The organism is Porcipelethomonas sp., assembly GCF_051893655.1.
GTDB lineage: Bacteria > Bacillota > Clostridia > Oscillospirales > Ruminococcaceae > Porcipelethomonas.
The window spans coordinates 1-15,114 of the sequence record NZ_JBJFHN010000024.1 but is presented as its reverse complement, the minus strand read 5'-3'; the positions used below and the strand labels follow the sequence as shown (position 1 = coordinate 15,114).

The 15,114-nt window shown below is 38.0% G+C and carries 17 protein-coding genes and 1 riboswitch; of the genes, 9 read left to right on the top strand and 8 right to left on the bottom strand.

The genetic code is table 11. The features are described from left to right. Nucleotides 1–17 precede the first annotated feature (17 nt). The 4 genes from ACI4WO_RS01195 to ACI4WO_RS01180 all read right to left on the bottom strand — a co-directional run bounded on the left by ACI4WO_RS01195 (nucleotide 18) and on the right by ACI4WO_RS01180 (nucleotide 2,438). The gene (locus ACI4WO_RS01195; RefSeq protein WP_439805732.1) at nucleotides 18–404 is read right to left on the bottom strand and encodes a cytidine deaminase; all 387 of its coding nucleotides are present in this window, start codon (nucleotides 402–404) and stop codon (nucleotides 18–20) included. Continuing rightward, nucleotides 405–776, bottom strand: coding sequence for a hypothetical protein (locus ACI4WO_RS01190; RefSeq protein WP_439805731.1), 372 nt, complete (start codon nucleotides 774–776; stop codon nucleotides 405–407). Between the two features lie 90 nt (nucleotides 777–866). Further along, a complete protein-coding gene (locus ACI4WO_RS01185) occupies nucleotides 867–2,066 on the bottom strand; it encodes an acetate/propionate family kinase (protein WP_439805730.1) in 1,200 nt (399 codons plus the stop codon). A gap of 129 nt (nucleotides 2,067–2,195) precedes the next feature. Then, the gene (locus tag ACI4WO_RS01180; protein WP_439805729.1) at nucleotides 2,196–2,438 is read right to left on the bottom strand and encodes a hypothetical protein; all 243 of its coding nucleotides are present in this window, start codon (nucleotides 2,436–2,438) and stop codon (nucleotides 2,196–2,198) included. 231 nt (nucleotides 2,439–2,669) lie between these two features. Here ACI4WO_RS01180 and ACI4WO_RS01175 point away from each other — a divergent pair, with 231 nt between their 5' ends. The 7 genes from ACI4WO_RS01175 (at nucleotide 2,670) to ACI4WO_RS01145 (ending at nucleotide 9,334) form a co-directional block, all read left to right on the top strand. Further along, nucleotides 2,670–3,884: a nucleotidyltransferase family protein gene (locus tag ACI4WO_RS01175; protein WP_439805728.1), complete on the top strand. Its 1,215-nt coding sequence runs from the start codon at nucleotides 2,670–2,672 to the stop codon at nucleotides 3,882–3,884. Next, entirely contained in the window at nucleotides 3,868–4,530 is a 663-nt protein-coding gene (locus tag ACI4WO_RS01170) for an HAD family hydrolase (protein WP_439805727.1), read from the top strand. Before ACI4WO_RS01175 ends, ACI4WO_RS01170 begins: the two co-directional genes overlap by 17 nt. A 3-nt stretch (nucleotides 4,531–4,533) precedes the next feature. Next, nucleotides 4,534–5,601, top strand: a complete 1,068-nt coding sequence (gene mnmA, locus ACI4WO_RS01165; RefSeq protein ID WP_439805726.1) for a tRNA 2-thiouridine(34) synthase MnmA — start codon at nucleotides 4,534–4,536, stop codon at nucleotides 5,599–5,601. Between the two features lie 123 nt (nucleotides 5,602–5,724). Continuing rightward, complete coding sequence (locus ACI4WO_RS01160; protein ID WP_439805725.1) at nucleotides 5,725–6,375, top strand: hypothetical protein; 651 nt, start codon at nucleotides 5,725–5,727, stop codon at nucleotides 6,373–6,375. 3 nt (nucleotides 6,376–6,378) lie between these two features. Further along, nucleotides 6,379–7,023, top strand: coding sequence for a class D sortase (locus tag ACI4WO_RS01155; protein WP_439805724.1), 645 nt, complete (start codon nucleotides 6,379–6,381; stop codon nucleotides 7,021–7,023). Between the two features lie 17 nt (nucleotides 7,024–7,040). Then, entirely contained in the window at nucleotides 7,041–7,922 is an 882-nt protein-coding gene (locus ACI4WO_RS01150) for a hypothetical protein (RefSeq protein WP_439805723.1), read from the top strand. A 389-nt stretch (nucleotides 7,923–8,311) separates the two neighbouring features. After that, nucleotides 8,312–9,334 carry a hypothetical protein gene (locus tag ACI4WO_RS01145; protein WP_439805722.1) on the top strand — a complete coding sequence of 341 codons (1,023 nt, stop codon included), beginning with the start codon at nucleotides 8,312–8,314 and terminating at the stop codon, nucleotides 9,332–9,334. Nucleotides 9,335–9,339: 5 nt separating this feature from the next. Here the strand turns inward: ACI4WO_RS01145 and ACI4WO_RS01140 are convergent, their stop codons facing one another. The 3 genes from ACI4WO_RS01140 to ACI4WO_RS01130 are packed head-to-tail and all read right to left on the bottom strand — an operon-like array spanning nucleotide 9,340 to nucleotide 10,745. Beyond that, nucleotides 9,340–9,990, bottom strand: coding sequence for a sigma-70 family RNA polymerase sigma factor (locus ACI4WO_RS01140; RefSeq protein WP_439805721.1), 651 nt, complete (start codon nucleotides 9,988–9,990; stop codon nucleotides 9,340–9,342). Then, a complete protein-coding gene (spoIIAB, locus tag ACI4WO_RS01135) occupies nucleotides 9,983–10,420 on the bottom strand; it encodes an anti-sigma F factor (protein ID WP_439805720.1) in 438 nt (145 codons plus the stop codon). The genes ACI4WO_RS01140 and spoIIAB overlap by 8 nt, the downstream gene beginning before the upstream one ends. 13 nt (nucleotides 10,421–10,433) lie before the next feature. Further along, nucleotides 10,434–10,745 (bottom strand): anti-sigma factor antagonist, encoded by a 312-nt coding sequence (locus ACI4WO_RS01130; RefSeq protein WP_439805719.1) that lies wholly within the window; start codon nucleotides 10,743–10,745, stop codon nucleotides 10,434–10,436. 456 nt (nucleotides 10,746–11,201) lie between these two features. Then, nucleotides 11,202–11,285, top strand: a riboswitch (cyclic di-GMP riboswitch). Between the two features lie 121 nt (nucleotides 11,286–11,406). On the opposite strand from ACI4WO_RS01130, the gene ACI4WO_RS01125 reads away from it, so the two are divergent. Both ACI4WO_RS01125 and ACI4WO_RS01120 read left to right on the top strand, forming a co-directional pair. Beyond that, entirely contained in the window at nucleotides 11,407–13,263 is a 1,857-nt protein-coding gene (locus ACI4WO_RS01125; RefSeq protein ID WP_439805718.1) for a dockerin type I domain-containing protein, read from the top strand. A 149-nt stretch (nucleotides 13,264–13,412) separates the two neighbouring features. Continuing rightward, entirely contained in the window at nucleotides 13,413–14,495 is a 1,083-nt protein-coding gene (locus ACI4WO_RS01120; protein WP_439805717.1) for a leucine-rich repeat protein, read from the top strand. A 146-nt stretch (nucleotides 14,496–14,641) separates the two neighbouring features. Here ACI4WO_RS01120 and ACI4WO_RS01115 read toward each other — a convergent pair. Continuing rightward, nucleotides 14,642–15,114, bottom strand: a 473-nt coding sequence (locus ACI4WO_RS01115) for a PfkB family carbohydrate kinase (RefSeq protein ID WP_439805716.1), incomplete at its 5' end; no start/stop codon positions are given.

Here is a 15,114-nt window from a genome sequence, read left to right as displayed (position 1 = left end):
TATATGTTTTTTGAAATTCAATCCAGGTCAAAAGCGTATGGCAGAACATCATTCAGCGTCAGAATTTTGTCAGAAAGTATAATTTTAAAATCCTTATTGCAGAATTCAGCCATAACCTGACGGCATGCTCCGCAGGGATAGCAGGGTTCATTTAAATTTTCATGTCCTCCGGCAATGGCTATTGCTTCAAATTCCTTTTTGCCTTCTGAAACTGCTTTGAAAAATGCCGTTCGTTCCGCACAATTTGTAAGAGAAAATGACGCATTTTCTATATTGCAGCCTGTATAAACGCTTCCGTCACTGCATAAAAGTGCCGCACCGACTCTGAACTGTGAGTATGGTGAGTATGATTTTTCGGCAGCCCTTACAGCATCGCTATATAAGTTTTGGTATAGTTTATCCATTTATGATTCCTCTTTATTGAACTCATTTAATCGAGTGGCTAATTCAGAATAATAAAATGAAGCATCTGCTTCTTTAGGTGTTCTTATAACACTGCCATCATCTGGTTCATCTTTTGACAAAGCGATAAAAAATTCGTTTTTCTCTGCTTGAAAGTCAATATAAATATCTGATTTGCTTTTGCCTTGAATGTTAATGCACTTATAGTTTTCTAGCCAATCTACATAAATTTCAATTTTTGAAAATCCGATTTCACTTAGTTTTTGCTTGAGTTTACCGGAAAGATAATCACTTAAAAGAAATTCAAATGCAGAAAAATTTCCTGACGTTTTTATGATATCTAGATAACGCCTTATTTTATCTTTCTTAAACATAATTTTGCCTTTAACACAATTTATCTATGTAAAAATAACCCGAAAAATTATTTCCGGGTTATTTTTAATTGTTTTAAATTCATACTTTTATTATTTGGAAATAATAGCCAAAGTATCTCTGGCGATAAGAAGTTCTTCATTTGTCGGAATAACCCATACTTCAACCTTTGAATCCGGTGTTGAAATTTTTGTAAGAGTACCCCTTACTGTCTTGTTCAGGTCAAAGTCAATCTTGATGCCAAGATAATCCATGTTTGTGCATACGCCGCCGCGTACTTCCCATGAATTTTCACCGATGCCGCCTGTAAAAATAACAGCGTCCAGACCGTTCATTACAGCTGCATAGGAGCCGATATATTTCTTGATTTCGTAGCGGAGCATATCAGCAGTCAGCTGAGCCTTTTCATCACCGTGATGGATAGCCTCGTAAATTTCTCTGTTGTCAGAGGAAACATGAGATACGCCTAAGAATCCGCACTGTTTATTTAAGTAGTTGCTCATTTCGTCCGGATTAAGATTCATTTTCTTTTCAAGATATGTAACAGCAGAAGCGTCAATAGCACCGCTTCTTGTACCCATAATTACGCCGTCAAGAGGAGTAAAGCCCATTGAAGTATCAATTGATTTTCCGTTTTCTATTGCAGTAATTGAAGAACCGTTTCCAAGGTGGCAGGAAACAACCTTTAAATCCTTGAGATCTTTGCCCATAGCCTCTGCAAGTGCAGCAGATACAAATCTGTGAGATGTACCGTGGAAACCATATTTTCTTACATGGTATTTTTCATAGTCTTCATAAGGAATACCGTACATATAAGCCTTCGGAGGCATTGTCTGATGGAAAGCTGTATCAAATACAACGACCTGAGGAACATCAGCAGAAAATACCTTTTTGCAGGCTCTCAGAGCCAGTGCATGAGCGTGATTGTGAACAGGAGCAAGCTCTGCAAGTTCATCAATCTTGTCAATTACTTCATCTGTGGCAATAGTTGTTTCGCTGAACACTTCTGCACCCTGAACTACTCTGTGACCTACTGCTGAAATTTCAGACATACTGCTGATAACGGCAGCATCACCATTTACCAGTGAATCAACAAGCTTTTCAAAAGCTTCAGTATGGGTCGGGAAGGAGCAGTCTTCATTGATCTGTCTGCCGTCATGGGTTTTATGTGAAATATGACCGTCAATACCGATTCTGTCGCAGTTTCCCTTTGCCAGAACCTTTTCACCGTCCATGTCGATAAGCTGATACTTCAGAGATGAACTTCCGGCATTTACAACTAAAATTAACATATGTAAAAAACAACCTTTCAAAATGATTTTTATACATTAACATTATATAACTTATTTCATGAAATTGCAAGAGCTTTTATAAAAAATATACATTTTTCGACATAGGGACATAAAAAAGGATAACTATATTTATTCTTCAATGTAAACCGGTTCAAATATGTCGGTTACAACCGGAAGGTTTTGGTACATATCGCCAAACCAATAAGATTCGCCTGAATCAATGCTGTTGTAATAGTGCGGAATTTCTTCATTTTCGTTTTTATTAACTGATTCCTGAACGTAACTCTGATAATCATAAGCCTTATAGTCTTCAAAATCAGAGCAGGAAAATACAGCAGTCATACCTATGATAAAGCATATAATATCTAACATAATCATTACCCCCTTTATCGAACTTTTCAGTATTAATGGTATATTTTTACATTTGACTAAATTATATACCTTTATATATTAAATGTCAATATAATTTATATTTTGTTTACAAATTATTAATATAAATGTCAAAATGTATAAAAACCTCTTTATCCTTGCTTAATTGCATTATGTAATAAAATGTGGTATAATAAACGTAAACTTAAAAATTCAGGAAAAGAGGGCAGGAAAATGAAAATAACCGGAATCGTCTGCGAATATAATCCATTTCACAACGGGCATTTTTATCACGTTAAGAAAACCAGAGAAAACGGGGCTACGCACATAGCAGCCATTATGAGCGGAAATTATGTACAGCGGGGAGATACGGCGGTTTTAGATAAGTTTACAAGGGCAGGACTTGCACTGAAATGCGGTGCTGATCTTGTGATAGAAATTCCGTCGGTTTACTCTCTGTCGTCGGCAGAATTCTACGCAAGGGGAGCAGTATATATTCTTGATTCGCTGGGATGCGTGGATGAAATATCTTTCGGCAGTGAAGTGGGTTCAGTAGCGGAGCTGGAAAGAGCCGCTGAAATAGCAGATGAGTGTTCAAAATCTCCGGAGCTTGAAGAGTATCTGAGAAACGGTATGTCATATCCCAACGCAATAAATACTATGGTATATGAGCGTCTTGGGAAAAAACTCGGCAACAGAATAGGCGACATTCTGTCGTCACCAAATAATGTTCTGGCTGTGGAATACCTGAAAGCTTTAAAACATTTTAATTCTTCCATAAAGCCCTTTACTGTACAGAGAAAGAGTGCTGCCCATGATTCTATGACAGCTCTGGACGGTATTGCAAGTGCTTCGTTTATAAGAAAATGCATGACTGATAAAAGTGATTTTTCAAGTCTTGTACCTGACTATGTAAGTCAGGCGTATACGAATGCCCGTGCTGAGGGAAAAACAGCGGACATTTCAAACCTGGAACGCATCATAATATACAAGCTCAGGACATCTTCTCCGGAGGAACTCAGGCGTGTTCCTGATGTGGGACAGGGACTGGAATACAGAATTCTTGAAGCGGCTGATAAAAATAATCTTGAAGAAATTCTGATGAGTATTAAAACCAAAAGATATACAATGGCAAGACTTAAAAGAATATTTCTTAATATGCTTATCGGAATTACAAAAAGTGATCTTGAGATACTTCCGCCTTACGGCAGAATTCTGGCAGTCAGCGAAAGAGGACGTGATATTCTTGCAAAAGTAAGGGAAACGGGGAAAATTCCTTTTTCAACTTCCCTTGCAAGACTTTCAAAAACAAGTCCGGAGGCGGAGCGTTTTGCCCGGATAGAGGGAAGAGCATCGGATATATACGCTCTGGCACAGGATAAAATAGGAAAGGGACAGGCTGATTACAGGGCAAGAATAGGTATTAAAACAGATGAACAGAAATTTTAAAGGAGTTATTTTTGATCTTGACGGTACTTTGCTGGATTCTATGAGCGTATGGGAAAATGTGGACAGGATGTTTCTTGAGGAAAACGGTATTGTACCGCCGGAGGGCGTTTCTGATATTGTAAAGAAAATGACTATTCAGGATTCTGCTATGTATTTTAAAAATCAGTTTTCTCTGGAACATTCATGCGAATATATTATAAACAGAATCGAGGAAATGGTGTCTCATCAGTACAGGAATGTGATTCCGCTGAAAAACGGTGCAGACAGGACTATAGAGGAACTGAAACAATACGGCTTTAAAATGTGCGTTGCTACGGCAACCTATAACAGTCTTGCAGACAGTGCATTAAAACGCCTTGGATTATATGACAGTCTTGATTTCGTTATAACATGCTCTGACGTGGGGGCTGGCAAGGATAAGCCTGATATATTTTTTAAGGCTGCGGAAAAAATGGGATGTTCATTCTATAATACCGTTGTTGTTGAGGATTCTCTGCACTGTATTGAAACGGCTGCTGATGCCGGTTTTTTTACAATAGGCGTTTATGACAGTACTTCCTGTTCAGACTGGGATGAAATCTGCCGGAAATCAGATGCGGCTGTGAAAAATATAAGTGAAATTACGGAAATTATAAAGAAGGGATAATCAATGGCAAAGGTAATGGTGGGAATGAGCGGAGGCGTTGACAGCTCCGTGGCGGCAAAGCTTCTTCTGGACGAAGGTTATGAAGTTATGGGAGTAACTCTGAAATTGTTTGACGGGGAGGATATTGAGGAAGGTACGAGAACCTGCTGTTCTCTTTCGGATGTTGAAGACGCAAGAAGTGTTGCATACAAGCTGGGCTTTGACCATGTGGTATTCAATTTCAAGGACGATTTCAGAAAAAATGTTATGGAGCATTTTGCTGACAGCTATCTTAAAGGCGAAACTCCGAACCCCTGTATTGAATGCAACAAGCATATAAAGTTTGATAAAATGCTCAGAAGAGCTGAGGAACTGGGCTATGATTATATTGCAACAGGGCATTATGCGGAAAGAAGATTTGACGAAAAAACCGGAAAATATCTGCTGATAAGACCGGCTGACCGTTCAAAGGATCAGACATATGTGCTTTATGGACTTACTCAGTATCAGCTTTCTAAGACTTTGTTTCCTCTGGGCGGATATGACAAGTCGCAGGTCAGAAAAATAGCAGAGGACGCAGGACTTGTAAATTCACGCAAGCCGGACAGTCAGGATATATGTTTTGTTCCCGACGGAGATTATGCCGGATTTATAAGAAAAAATACCGGATGTGAAATACCTGAGGGGGACTTTTTAAATACTCATGGTGAAAAAATCGGTACTCATAAGGGAGTGATCAACTATACTGTGGGGCAGCGAAAAGGCTTGGGGATTTCTCTCGGAAAGCCTGCATATGTTGTAGAAAAAAACGCAGAGCTTAATACAGTTACAATAGGCGATGAAGCAGATCTTTACAAACCGGAGATAATGGTTTATGATGTGAACTGGATATCTATGGATGGTCTTGAACAGCCTATGGAAGTAACCGTTAAAACCAGATACAGTCAGAACGAGCAGGAAGCGGTTATTTATCCGCAAAAAGATGGGGAAGTGCTTGTGAAATTTCTGTCTCCCCAGAGAGCACCGGCTAAGGGTCAGGCAGCTGTTTTTTATCAGAATGAGGTCGTTCTGGGGGGAGGAACAATAAAATAGCTTTATTTTCCAGTAGTTTTATTAATTTTTACTATTGACAAACCGTCGGTTACATGTTAAATTGATTATATAGCTTTTTTCTTAACAAGATAATTTTTTTCAGATAATATACGGAGGTAACAAATGAAAAAATCATTAAAAAAAATAGCGGCGGCAGCTGCTGCCGTTTCAATTATGTGTACTGCCGGAATAAGCGTTTCAGCTGCAACTGCTGATGATGTTATAGCAGCTGCCAGAGGTGCAGGATTTCTTGAGGAATATGTTCAGGTTCTGGACAATTATCTTAAGGTAAATAAATTTTCTTCCAGCCAGTATGATATTCTGGTTGAAAAAATTTCAAATGTTGGCTCGGAAATGGACGATATTGCTATGCAGTATTTCGGAAAAACTGTAGCTGAAATGAAAGGCGAAGCAAAGGTTGATCCTGATACGGGCATAGTTGACGACTCATTCTTAAGAGAAATTGCTGATAAAATGACAAGCGAACAGGTTCTGAGTTCTATTAATGAGATTGTGGAAGCCGGCAAGAAGATGGGACTTGATATTACAGTTGAGCAGAAGGCTGAAAAAAGTTTTGTTATGACTGTCCGTGATTCTGAAGGCAATGTTCAGCTTGTAACACCTGTAGGCAAGCTTGTTGATCAGACAGGCGTTCAGGATAATTCCGGTAATGACGGCTTTATATGGGTTGCTGCATTATGCGCCGGAATGATCGCTGCGGGCGGTACAGGAGCATGGCTTTTAAGCAGATACAACAAGAAAGCTGAGGAATAAGCTATGTCTTATACTAAAAAACGCAGAAATCTGGGTATGCTGCTTATTACTCCTGCGGTGATATTTGCAATATGCAGCGGAGCAATAGCCGGAGCAGGGTATATGCCTGTAAAAAAGCTTAAGGCGGCAGCAGACATTATTTTTTCTGCAAATTCAGGACATGAACAGATAAATGAAATAAAATACCTTGAAAAAGAAACAGAGTCACAGCTGGATGACGGAAGCAAAATTGTTTACCCCTCTTTCGGATCACAATACGCAACATTAAAAATAGATTCCATTGACCTTGAAGCTCCTGTTTACTGGGGAAGCAGTGATGAACTGCTGGATCAGGGTGTATGCCAGTACACAGGTTCTGTGTTTATTGGTGAAAAGGGCAATGTTGTGCTGGACGCACACTGTAATACGTTTTTCCTGAACCTGGGAGATGTAAAAGAGGGCGATATTATTGTTCTGACTACGTCTTACGGCGAGTTTACATATAAAGCAAAGGAAAGCACAATATTTAAGGATACAAATAATGCGTTTATTGCTCCTACTACCGATGACCGTCTGACTCTTTACACATGCTACGGAAATCTTCTCGGTCCTACTGAGGACAGGCTTGCTGTAATATGCGAGCTGGTTGAAAAGAAGTTTTACGAATAGAAAGGATCAGACGCTTTATGAAAAAAATGGAAAAATACATTCCCAATCTGATTTTGTCAATAATTATGGTGTTTGCACTGCTGGGTACAGAATGTCTGGTGTTTGCAAAAACTCAGGTGCTGAATGAACAAACATACATAAATGCAGTGGAAAAAAATCACGTTTCCCAGAAGGTATTAAACGAGATTGAGAATTATTTTGAAAAAAGCAGCAATTATTCACGTATTCCGGCAGAGGTTTATATGTCTGCTGTCAGTGAAGAACTTGTTGAAGATGCTATAGAACAGAAAATTTCACGTGTTTTTGATTATATAACCGGAAACACTAATGAAATTGCTGATGCTGAAATTGATTTTGAAGAACTTGAAAAAAGTATAAGCGATTATTTTGAAAAATTTGCAGAAGAAAATAATGTTGAGGTAAATGACGATTATAACAGTCAGCTTCAGAAAACTGTTGATACTGCCAGAAATGAAATTGATAATTTTACTGATGTCTATATGCTTTCATACATTAATAAAACAGGAGTGTTAAGTAAAGTGAGAACAGTTTATGGACTTCTGGATACAGCTTCAGCTGTTATGGCAGGGGTGGTTCTTGTATGTATTATTTTAATTTTCATTATGAATTTAAAGAAAAAATCATATTTTCTTTACTGGATCTCATCTGTCCTTATCTGCTCGTCTGTTATAGTACTGATTCCGGGGCTTTATATACGCCTTTCCGGATATACTCAGAAACTGGTAATCAGAAATGATTATATTTATTCTGCGGTGACAGGTGCTATAAATGATATCAATGACAAACTTATTTATGCTCAGGCAGCAGCATTGATACTGGGAATAATAATCATGGTGATATTTGCGTTTGCTTCAAAACCACGTAATGCAGAAAATTAAAAAAGTAATAATCCCTTCAGAATAATTTTTTCTGAAGGGATTTCAGACTGTAGAAATACTTAATTTAAATTAAATCCGGGGACGCTTTTACTTGCAAAGCGTCCCCTATTTTAAAACAGTCTGCTTTAATGTTTTGGAATTCAACTCTGTACAAGTGCTAATACCAGTCCCCATCCACCTGATGAAAATCTTGTACGCTATCATTCCGTCACTTTGCATTGTCCTCCCTTGATTGACGAAACGCTGTCAGACAATCTTTTCGTCAGAACGATGAGGGATTAGTATAAAAAGCCTGAAAATATTACAATAATTTTAATGACTTCTATTGATTTTTTATTCAAAATGTTGTATAATTAAAAAACTAAATGTAAACAGATAGGAGAAAAATAATGGTTAATGATATTATAGAAGAAATAAAAAAAGGACTTACCGGAGAACCGCAGAAGGATGCTGTATATCTTCAGGAACAGGCAATCAAATATAAAGATCATGAAAACGCAAATGAAATCATGAAGATCTTAAGTGATATGACATTTAATCTTTTGCCGGAAGATAAACAGGAACTGCTGAAAAAATCTGTGTTTATAGACGGCAAACGTATTGATCAGGTGTTTAATGAAGCTGATAAGCTGGTAAGAGAAAAAAAGCTTGAGGGTGCTGTAAAGCTTATCAGAAAAATTGAAGCTCAGGCAGACAAATATTTTGCAGATAATGATAAATGCAATCAGTTTTCATTCAGAAACCCATTTGATGAGTATCTTTACACTCATATCTATAAGCCTGAGAAAAGATATGAGAGAACTCCGTTTGATTTCTGTACATATCTGACATCACTGGGATATCTTCTGGTAGAACTTCACAGACCTCAGGAAGCAGTACCGGTACTGGAAAAGGCTATCAAATACAATCCGGTAAATGTGGGACCTCGCTTTGAACTTGCCGAAACTTTTAAGCTTCTTCTTGAACCCGAAAAGCTTTTTGCATGCGTAAGAGATACTCTTCCTATTGCTTCTACACCGGAGGATATTGCAAGATGTTACTGTAATCTGGGATTTTACTGCATAGAAATAAAGGATTACGAATCAGCAGTATGCTTTTATTATGAAAGCCTGCTTTATGCTCCTAACGATGCTGTAACAGGTGAGCTTCACCATGTTGGTATGCTTATGGGCAAAAAGGTCGCTCCGCCTACCAGAAAAGAGGTTCTGGATGCATTTGAAAAATATAAAATCAAAAACGGTCCGGATAAAGATCTGGTAAATATAGCTTATTCTCTGGGTGAATACTGTGTTGAACATAACTCACGTCCGGAAGAAGCATTATTTTATTACAGTATTGTTTACGGTCTTACAAGAGATGAGAACGTAAAAAAGAAGATGGATGATCTTAACGCAAAAAGAGAAAACAAATAATATTTTTACTTTATAAGCTGTTCACGCATAAATGTGAGCAGTTTTTTTTCTCGTCTGGAAACCTGAACCTGAGTCATTCCCAGCTTCTGTGCGGTTGCTGACTGGGTGAAATTTTTATAATACCGTAAAATAATAAGCTGACGGTCTCTGGGATCCATTTCCTCAAGAATCTGGCGTATCGCAATAGAATCTCCGATTTCTATATCCGGGGAGGGGACTGCAACATCAATCTGACCGCCGCCGTCATCTGTACTGTCGGTCAAAGACATTGGCGGAAGGCTTACCGAAAGAGCTTGTGCAATTATACATTCGTCTGTATCAAGCTTGCGGCTAAGCTCAGACAAGGTAGGTTCTCTTCCAAGCTCTTTGGACATTTCATCTCTTGCACGGACAGTTTTAAGTGACAGCTCTTTCAGACTGCGGCTTACCTTTACAGTTCCTCCGTCACGGAACAGGCGTTTTATTTCTCCCAGTATTACCGGAACTGCATAGGTGGAAAATTTAACTCCCCTTTCACTGTCAAAAGCATCAATAGCTTTAAGAAGTCCTATGCACCCGGCAGAATACAGGTCGTCATACTCTATTCCTCTGCCCCGGAATTTGTTGGCACATAAGTGAACCAGACCAAGATTTTCTTCGGCAGCCGGTTTATTCATCAGCCGTACCAAGCCTTTTTCTCATAGTTACAACAGTTCCTCTGCCCACAGTGCTTTTTACCTTAAGACTGTCCATAAAACTTTCCATAACAGCAAAACCCAGTCCGGCTCTTTCTTCATAGGGTGCAGTAGTGTAAAGCGGTTCCATAGCCTGTTCCACATCCGGAATGCCGCAGCCTTTATCTTTTATTTTTATGTAGATTTCATTGCCTTTGAGAATACGGGCAGTGATTTCAATTAATCCTTCTGTTCCACGGTATGCATGAACAATACAGTTTGTTACGGCTTCGGATACAGCAGTACGGATATCAGCTATTTCTTCAATTCCCGGATCAAGCAATGCGGCAAAAGCACATACTGCCGTTCTTGCAAAGCCTTCGTTTTCTGATTTGCTTTTAAAGCTTATTTTCATTTCATTTAATATTTCCATTATTTCACATTCCTTAAACATTACATATTGATGTCAGCTTGTCTATTCCTGAAAGTCTCATGACTTTTTTTATATGATTCTGGGGATTTTTTATGGTGACTGTTCCGCCTATCTCCTGCATGAGCTTGTACCTTCCCATGACCAGTCCGATTCCGGAGCTGTCCATAAATCCTACATCTGCAAAATCAAGAATAAGCTCTGACGGCTGATTTTCATGTATGGCAAAATCTATATCTCTGCGAAGATTCCCTGCAATGTGATGATCTATTTCACCGGACAGTATGGCAGTGACTTTGTTTTCTTCATTTATTATTCTTACGGACATTGAAATTTAAACCTCCTTTTGTTTTTAACGGCATAACATTATTTTAGTACAGACTATATAAATTTTTTGTAGAATCCTGATAGCAGAATAAAAAAATTCAGGGCAATAATTTACTTTTTTCAAAAATAATTCTTAAACGTTTTAGCCCAGTAAATACATAGTGATTTGGTATTCTTTGATTTTGATGCCGATTATAGAAAAGCAATATTGTTATATTTTTGTCAGCTTTTATCAAAAATACTGGTTTTTAAAGGTTAAACGTTTTAATTGCTAAAACAAGTAATGATTAACTTTATTTAAAATTAGTGCAGTTTGTATATTTTTTCCTTAAAATACAACTTGTGGAAGATTAATTTGTAGAACTTCACCATAAACTGTTGACATTGAAACGTTTTCGTGGTATATTATAAACACAGAAAAGAACACAGCATATTTAAAGTTCTTAATAATGGAAAATTTAATATTTAGCAAACTTGCTGAAAGGCAAGGACGCAAAGCTAAGGGTCTAACCCAGAAATGGTATGACAGCCGGTTGCCAGCATTTGTTGATTATACAATTGTTGTTTTTTGATTGCTCAACCGGCGTCTTTGTAAGAGGACGTCGGTTTTTTGTTTTCGTATGGCTGGAAAAATACCGTTTAAAGAAGAAGGAGTGTTAATTATGTTTGAGAAGTCCGCAGTCAGAAGAATCGTTTCAGTTTTATCTTCATTAATACTTGTATTTACAATTGCAGCAGGTGCATTTCCGGCAAACGCTGTAACGTATACTTATCATACGCTGACATACCAAGCCGGAGATTATGATGATATTGTAGGTTCAACGGAAGTTTCCTATGAGAGAATTGCCGGAGTTTCATTTGACGTTGCAGCTTCTTCAAGATTCTCCAGAAAGGGCTATAAACTTTCTTCATGGTATATTCCGTCAACAGGCGAAACTGTTTCACCAAGCTCACAGTACACAATGCCTGATAATGACATTACTTTTATCGCTAACTGGACTCCTGAAAAGTATAGTATTACTTTTGCCGGAAACGGCGGTAAAACAGATGATGGTGCATCAAATATTTATGTTAACGCAACATGCGGAGATTTAATTAATCTTCCTGAAAATCCGTTTACAAAAAGCGGATATACATTTACTGGCTGGTCTTATGAAGATGTAACATATGATGCAGGTGCGGAATTTACAGTTCCAGGCGTTTTGTCCGGAGACACAATCGTTCTTGCAGCAGAATGGAAAAAGGGAACAGCCGTTACTACAACAGCAACAACAGCTGCTACCACAACAACTACTACCACAACAACTACTACAACTACTGCACAGACAACAATTTCCTCAGCACTTGCAGAGGGAATGAAGGTAACTGAATATACCGTTAACTCTCAGATGGACAACAGCAGTAACAATACTTATAAAGTTTATCTTTATAAGCTTATAAAGAGTAATTATACAGTTGAAAGGGTTGAGTTTAATTTCTCAGCTGACTGTGATGATATCGGTCAGGTAAACATAGGTATAGGAACAACTCTTAAAACCGGCAACTGGTATCAGAAAGATTTTAATGAAACTATTCAGGGAAATAAATTTACAATTGATCTGGGCGATACAGATACATGCAATAATTTAAGTTATTCTTCAAGCTTCCAGGTTGGTTACTGGTATGGTACAACTACTCCTTTGAATCTTGATTCTATAACAATAATTTATACACAGCCTGAGGTTACAACAATCACAACAACAGAAGTTACAACAACTTCTGAAACAACAACAGAAGTCACAACAGCAACTTCCGAAACAACAACAGAAGTCACAACAGCAACTTCTGAAACAACAACAGAAGTTACAACAACAACTTCTGAAACAACAACAGAAGTCACAACAACAACTTCCGAAACAACAACAGAAATCACAACAACAACTTCTGAAACAACAACTGTAACCACTACAGTAAGCACAACTCCGGCAGTTACATTAAAGCCTTCTCAGTATTCAAAGGTTGTAGATTTTAACCGTCAGGTTAATATGAACAATATTTTAGAGATTTCAGGTTCAGAGCTTGTTTCTGCAAACCAGATTGTTGAAAGTCTTGAAATTACTGTTTCAGCTAACGGAAATTCAATTGAAAATTATAATATGTCAGTTTATATGAACCTTGAAAATAATGGATACTTCCAGAAAGATGCAGCAAGCTATACAACAGACGGTACTGCTGTTATTCAGATTGAGCTTGACGAGTCTGCTCAGCAGGGTCTCACAAAAAATGCAACAGTAAATATGGGTTACTGGTGGGGCAGCAATTCGGCGATTACTGTAGAATCCATAAAAGTTAATTACAGAATCGACAAAGGCGATTATAATTTTGACGGTGTTGTTGACACAACAGATGCTGAAACATTGAAAAAATATATGGTAGGTATTAATGTTGAAGGTACAGAAGTTGATGCTGACAGTGCTGATATAAACGGTGATGGCGTAATAAATGTATTTGATTATATGGAACTTACCAGATTACTGTAAGTCTCTTCCTCCTGTAAAAATGCTGCGGGTAAAAATACCGCAGCATTTTTTAGTTATTTGCGTTAACATTTCTAAGAGCCTTGTCATTGACAAAATAATGCGTAAATGATATAATAAAATCATATTTTACGGTTTAAGGGGGATTTAATATGAATATTAAAAAAGTTTTGTCTTGCTTTTTCTCGCTAATGATAATTTCTTTGTTTGACTTTTCGGTATACGCAGGAAATCAGATAGGAAATTATACTTACAAGAATTTTACATATAATATTAACAGTAATGATACTGTATCGATTATAAGCTGTGATGCAGATACTGTGATGGCGTCAATTCCGGATAAAATAAATGATATGCCGGTTGTAAATATAAATTCAGAAGCATTTAGCAGATGCAGTAAACTTGAAAAGATAATTGTTAATTCGGATAATCAGTATTTTACTGTTATGGACGGAATACTGTTCAGCAAGGACAGAACAAAGCTGATAAAATGTCCGCCGGGAATGGGTCTTAAGTCCTATTATATTCCGGATGGTACTGGTACAATATGTCCGGGGGCATTTTCAGCATGTGAAGAACTTGAACTGGTTTCTGTTCCGGCAAGTGTTTATTCAATAGGAGATAAAGCATTTGCAGATACGGGATTTACAAGTATTACAATCAGCAATAAATCAGCATCATTGGGTGAAATGGCACTGGGATTCAGTGACGAAAAAACTGTTGATAATTTTACTGTTTATGGATATATAGGCTCTTCGGCAGAAGAATATGCATCCGCAAACGGATTGAATTTTATTTCGATTGACTGCAGTATCTATAATGTGCGTGTAAATGGAAATCTTTATTACTATACTGAACAGAAGAATTTTTCCGGATGGAATATTGTTGTTACTGATACTTCCGGAAATCCGGTGACGTATGCTTTCAGTTCGTCCCCGGCGGCAGTATATAAAAAATATGGTTCGGCTCTTTCAAAGGTAGACATACTTGATACCTCAGGGGCAGCAATAGCGTCGGTAAATGTCCGCACTTCGGTTAAAGGTGATGCCAATCAGGACGGAACATGCAATATAAGAGATGCGGCTTTCATTTCTTCAAAAGTTGCTAAAAGATATTCGTTTACAGGCTTTGAAGCTTTTTGTGCAGATAAAAACGGAGACGGAACAGCCAATGTGCGTGATGCTGCGGCAATTGCGAGGGAAGCAGCTCAAAAATATTCTGACAGTACAACATGATAAAAAACTAATGGGAACTTCATTTGAAAGTTCCCATTAGTTTTTTATCAATTTAGAGGGGACGCTTTGCAAGTGAAAGCGTCCCCTGATTTACTTTAAATTTATTGCACTGTTGCTGTTGTTTACAGCTGACCGGAATTTTTGCCTCAGACTTCCCCAAGCAGATGAAGCAGCGGCTCAAAAACTACACCTTCTGCCAAAGCCGTATTTGACTTGATGGTATATTCAATTGCATCGGAAATAAATTTCCCGGCAACTGAAACAGCTTCGGCAACTGTAGCTCCTCTAAGAATCAATGCACAGACAACAGATGAAAAAATGTCACCTGTTCCGGAGAAAACTTGTGTTTCACGGTGAAGCTCGTCAAATTCAGCCTTGCCGTATTCATAGGTCATATTAAGTATACTGTTCCCTTTGACGATTCCTGTAATTACTATGTGTTTGCAGCCCATATTTTCAAGTTGCATCGCAATTTCTTCTGCCTTGCTGCGTGAAATATCCTCACCTGTGTAATCAGTACCGGTAAGAAAGCAGGCTTCCGTAATATTTGGCGTTATAAGGTCGGCAAGAGATACCAGATCCTTTATTTTTTTCTGCATTTCCGGAGTGTATGTAGGAT

Coding starts and splice junctions, on each gene's coding strand:
- ACI4WO_RS01195 (WP_439805732.1), bottom strand. CDS start 404: ATGGATAAACTATACCAAAACTTATATAGCGATGCTGTAAGGGCTGCC.
- ACI4WO_RS01190 (WP_439805731.1), bottom strand. CDS start 776: ATGTTTAAGAAAGATAAAATAAGGCGTTATCTAGATATCATAAAAACG.
- ACI4WO_RS01185 (WP_439805730.1), bottom strand. CDS start 2,066: ATGTTAATTTTAGTTGTAAATGCCGGAAGTTCATCTCTGAAGTATCAG.
- ACI4WO_RS01180 (WP_439805729.1), bottom strand. CDS start 2,438: ATGTTAGATATTATATGCTTTATCATAGGTATGACTGCTGTATTTTCC.
- ACI4WO_RS01175 (WP_439805728.1), top strand. CDS start 2,670: ATGAAAATAACCGGAATCGTCTGCGAATATAATCCATTTCACAACGGG.
- ACI4WO_RS01170 (WP_439805727.1), top strand. CDS start 3,868: ATGAACAGAAATTTTAAAGGAGTTATTTTTGATCTTGACGGTACTTTG.
- mnmA (WP_439805726.1), top strand. CDS start 4,534: ATGGCAAAGGTAATGGTGGGAATGAGCGGAGGCGTTGACAGCTCCGTG.
- ACI4WO_RS01160 (WP_439805725.1), top strand. CDS start 5,725: ATGAAAAAATCATTAAAAAAAATAGCGGCGGCAGCTGCTGCCGTTTCA.
- ACI4WO_RS01155 (WP_439805724.1), top strand. CDS start 6,379: ATGTCTTATACTAAAAAACGCAGAAATCTGGGTATGCTGCTTATTACT.
- ACI4WO_RS01150 (WP_439805723.1), top strand. CDS start 7,041: ATGAAAAAAATGGAAAAATACATTCCCAATCTGATTTTGTCAATAATT.
- ACI4WO_RS01145 (WP_439805722.1), top strand. CDS start 8,312: ATGGTTAATGATATTATAGAAGAAATAAAAAAAGGACTTACCGGAGAA.
- ACI4WO_RS01140 (WP_439805721.1), bottom strand. CDS start 9,990: ATGAATAAACCGGCTGCCGAAGAAAATCTTGGTCTGGTTCACTTATGT.
- spoIIAB (WP_439805720.1), bottom strand. CDS start 10,420: ATGGAAATATTAAATGAAATGAAAATAAGCTTTAAAAGCAAATCAGAA.
- ACI4WO_RS01130 (WP_439805719.1), bottom strand. CDS start 10,745: ATGTCCGTAAGAATAATAAATGAAGAAAACAAAGTCACTGCCATACTG.
- ACI4WO_RS01125 (WP_439805718.1), top strand. CDS start 11,407: ATGTTTGAGAAGTCCGCAGTCAGAAGAATCGTTTCAGTTTTATCTTCA.
- ACI4WO_RS01120 (WP_439805717.1), top strand. CDS start 13,413: ATGAATATTAAAAAAGTTTTGTCTTGCTTTTTCTCGCTAATGATAATT.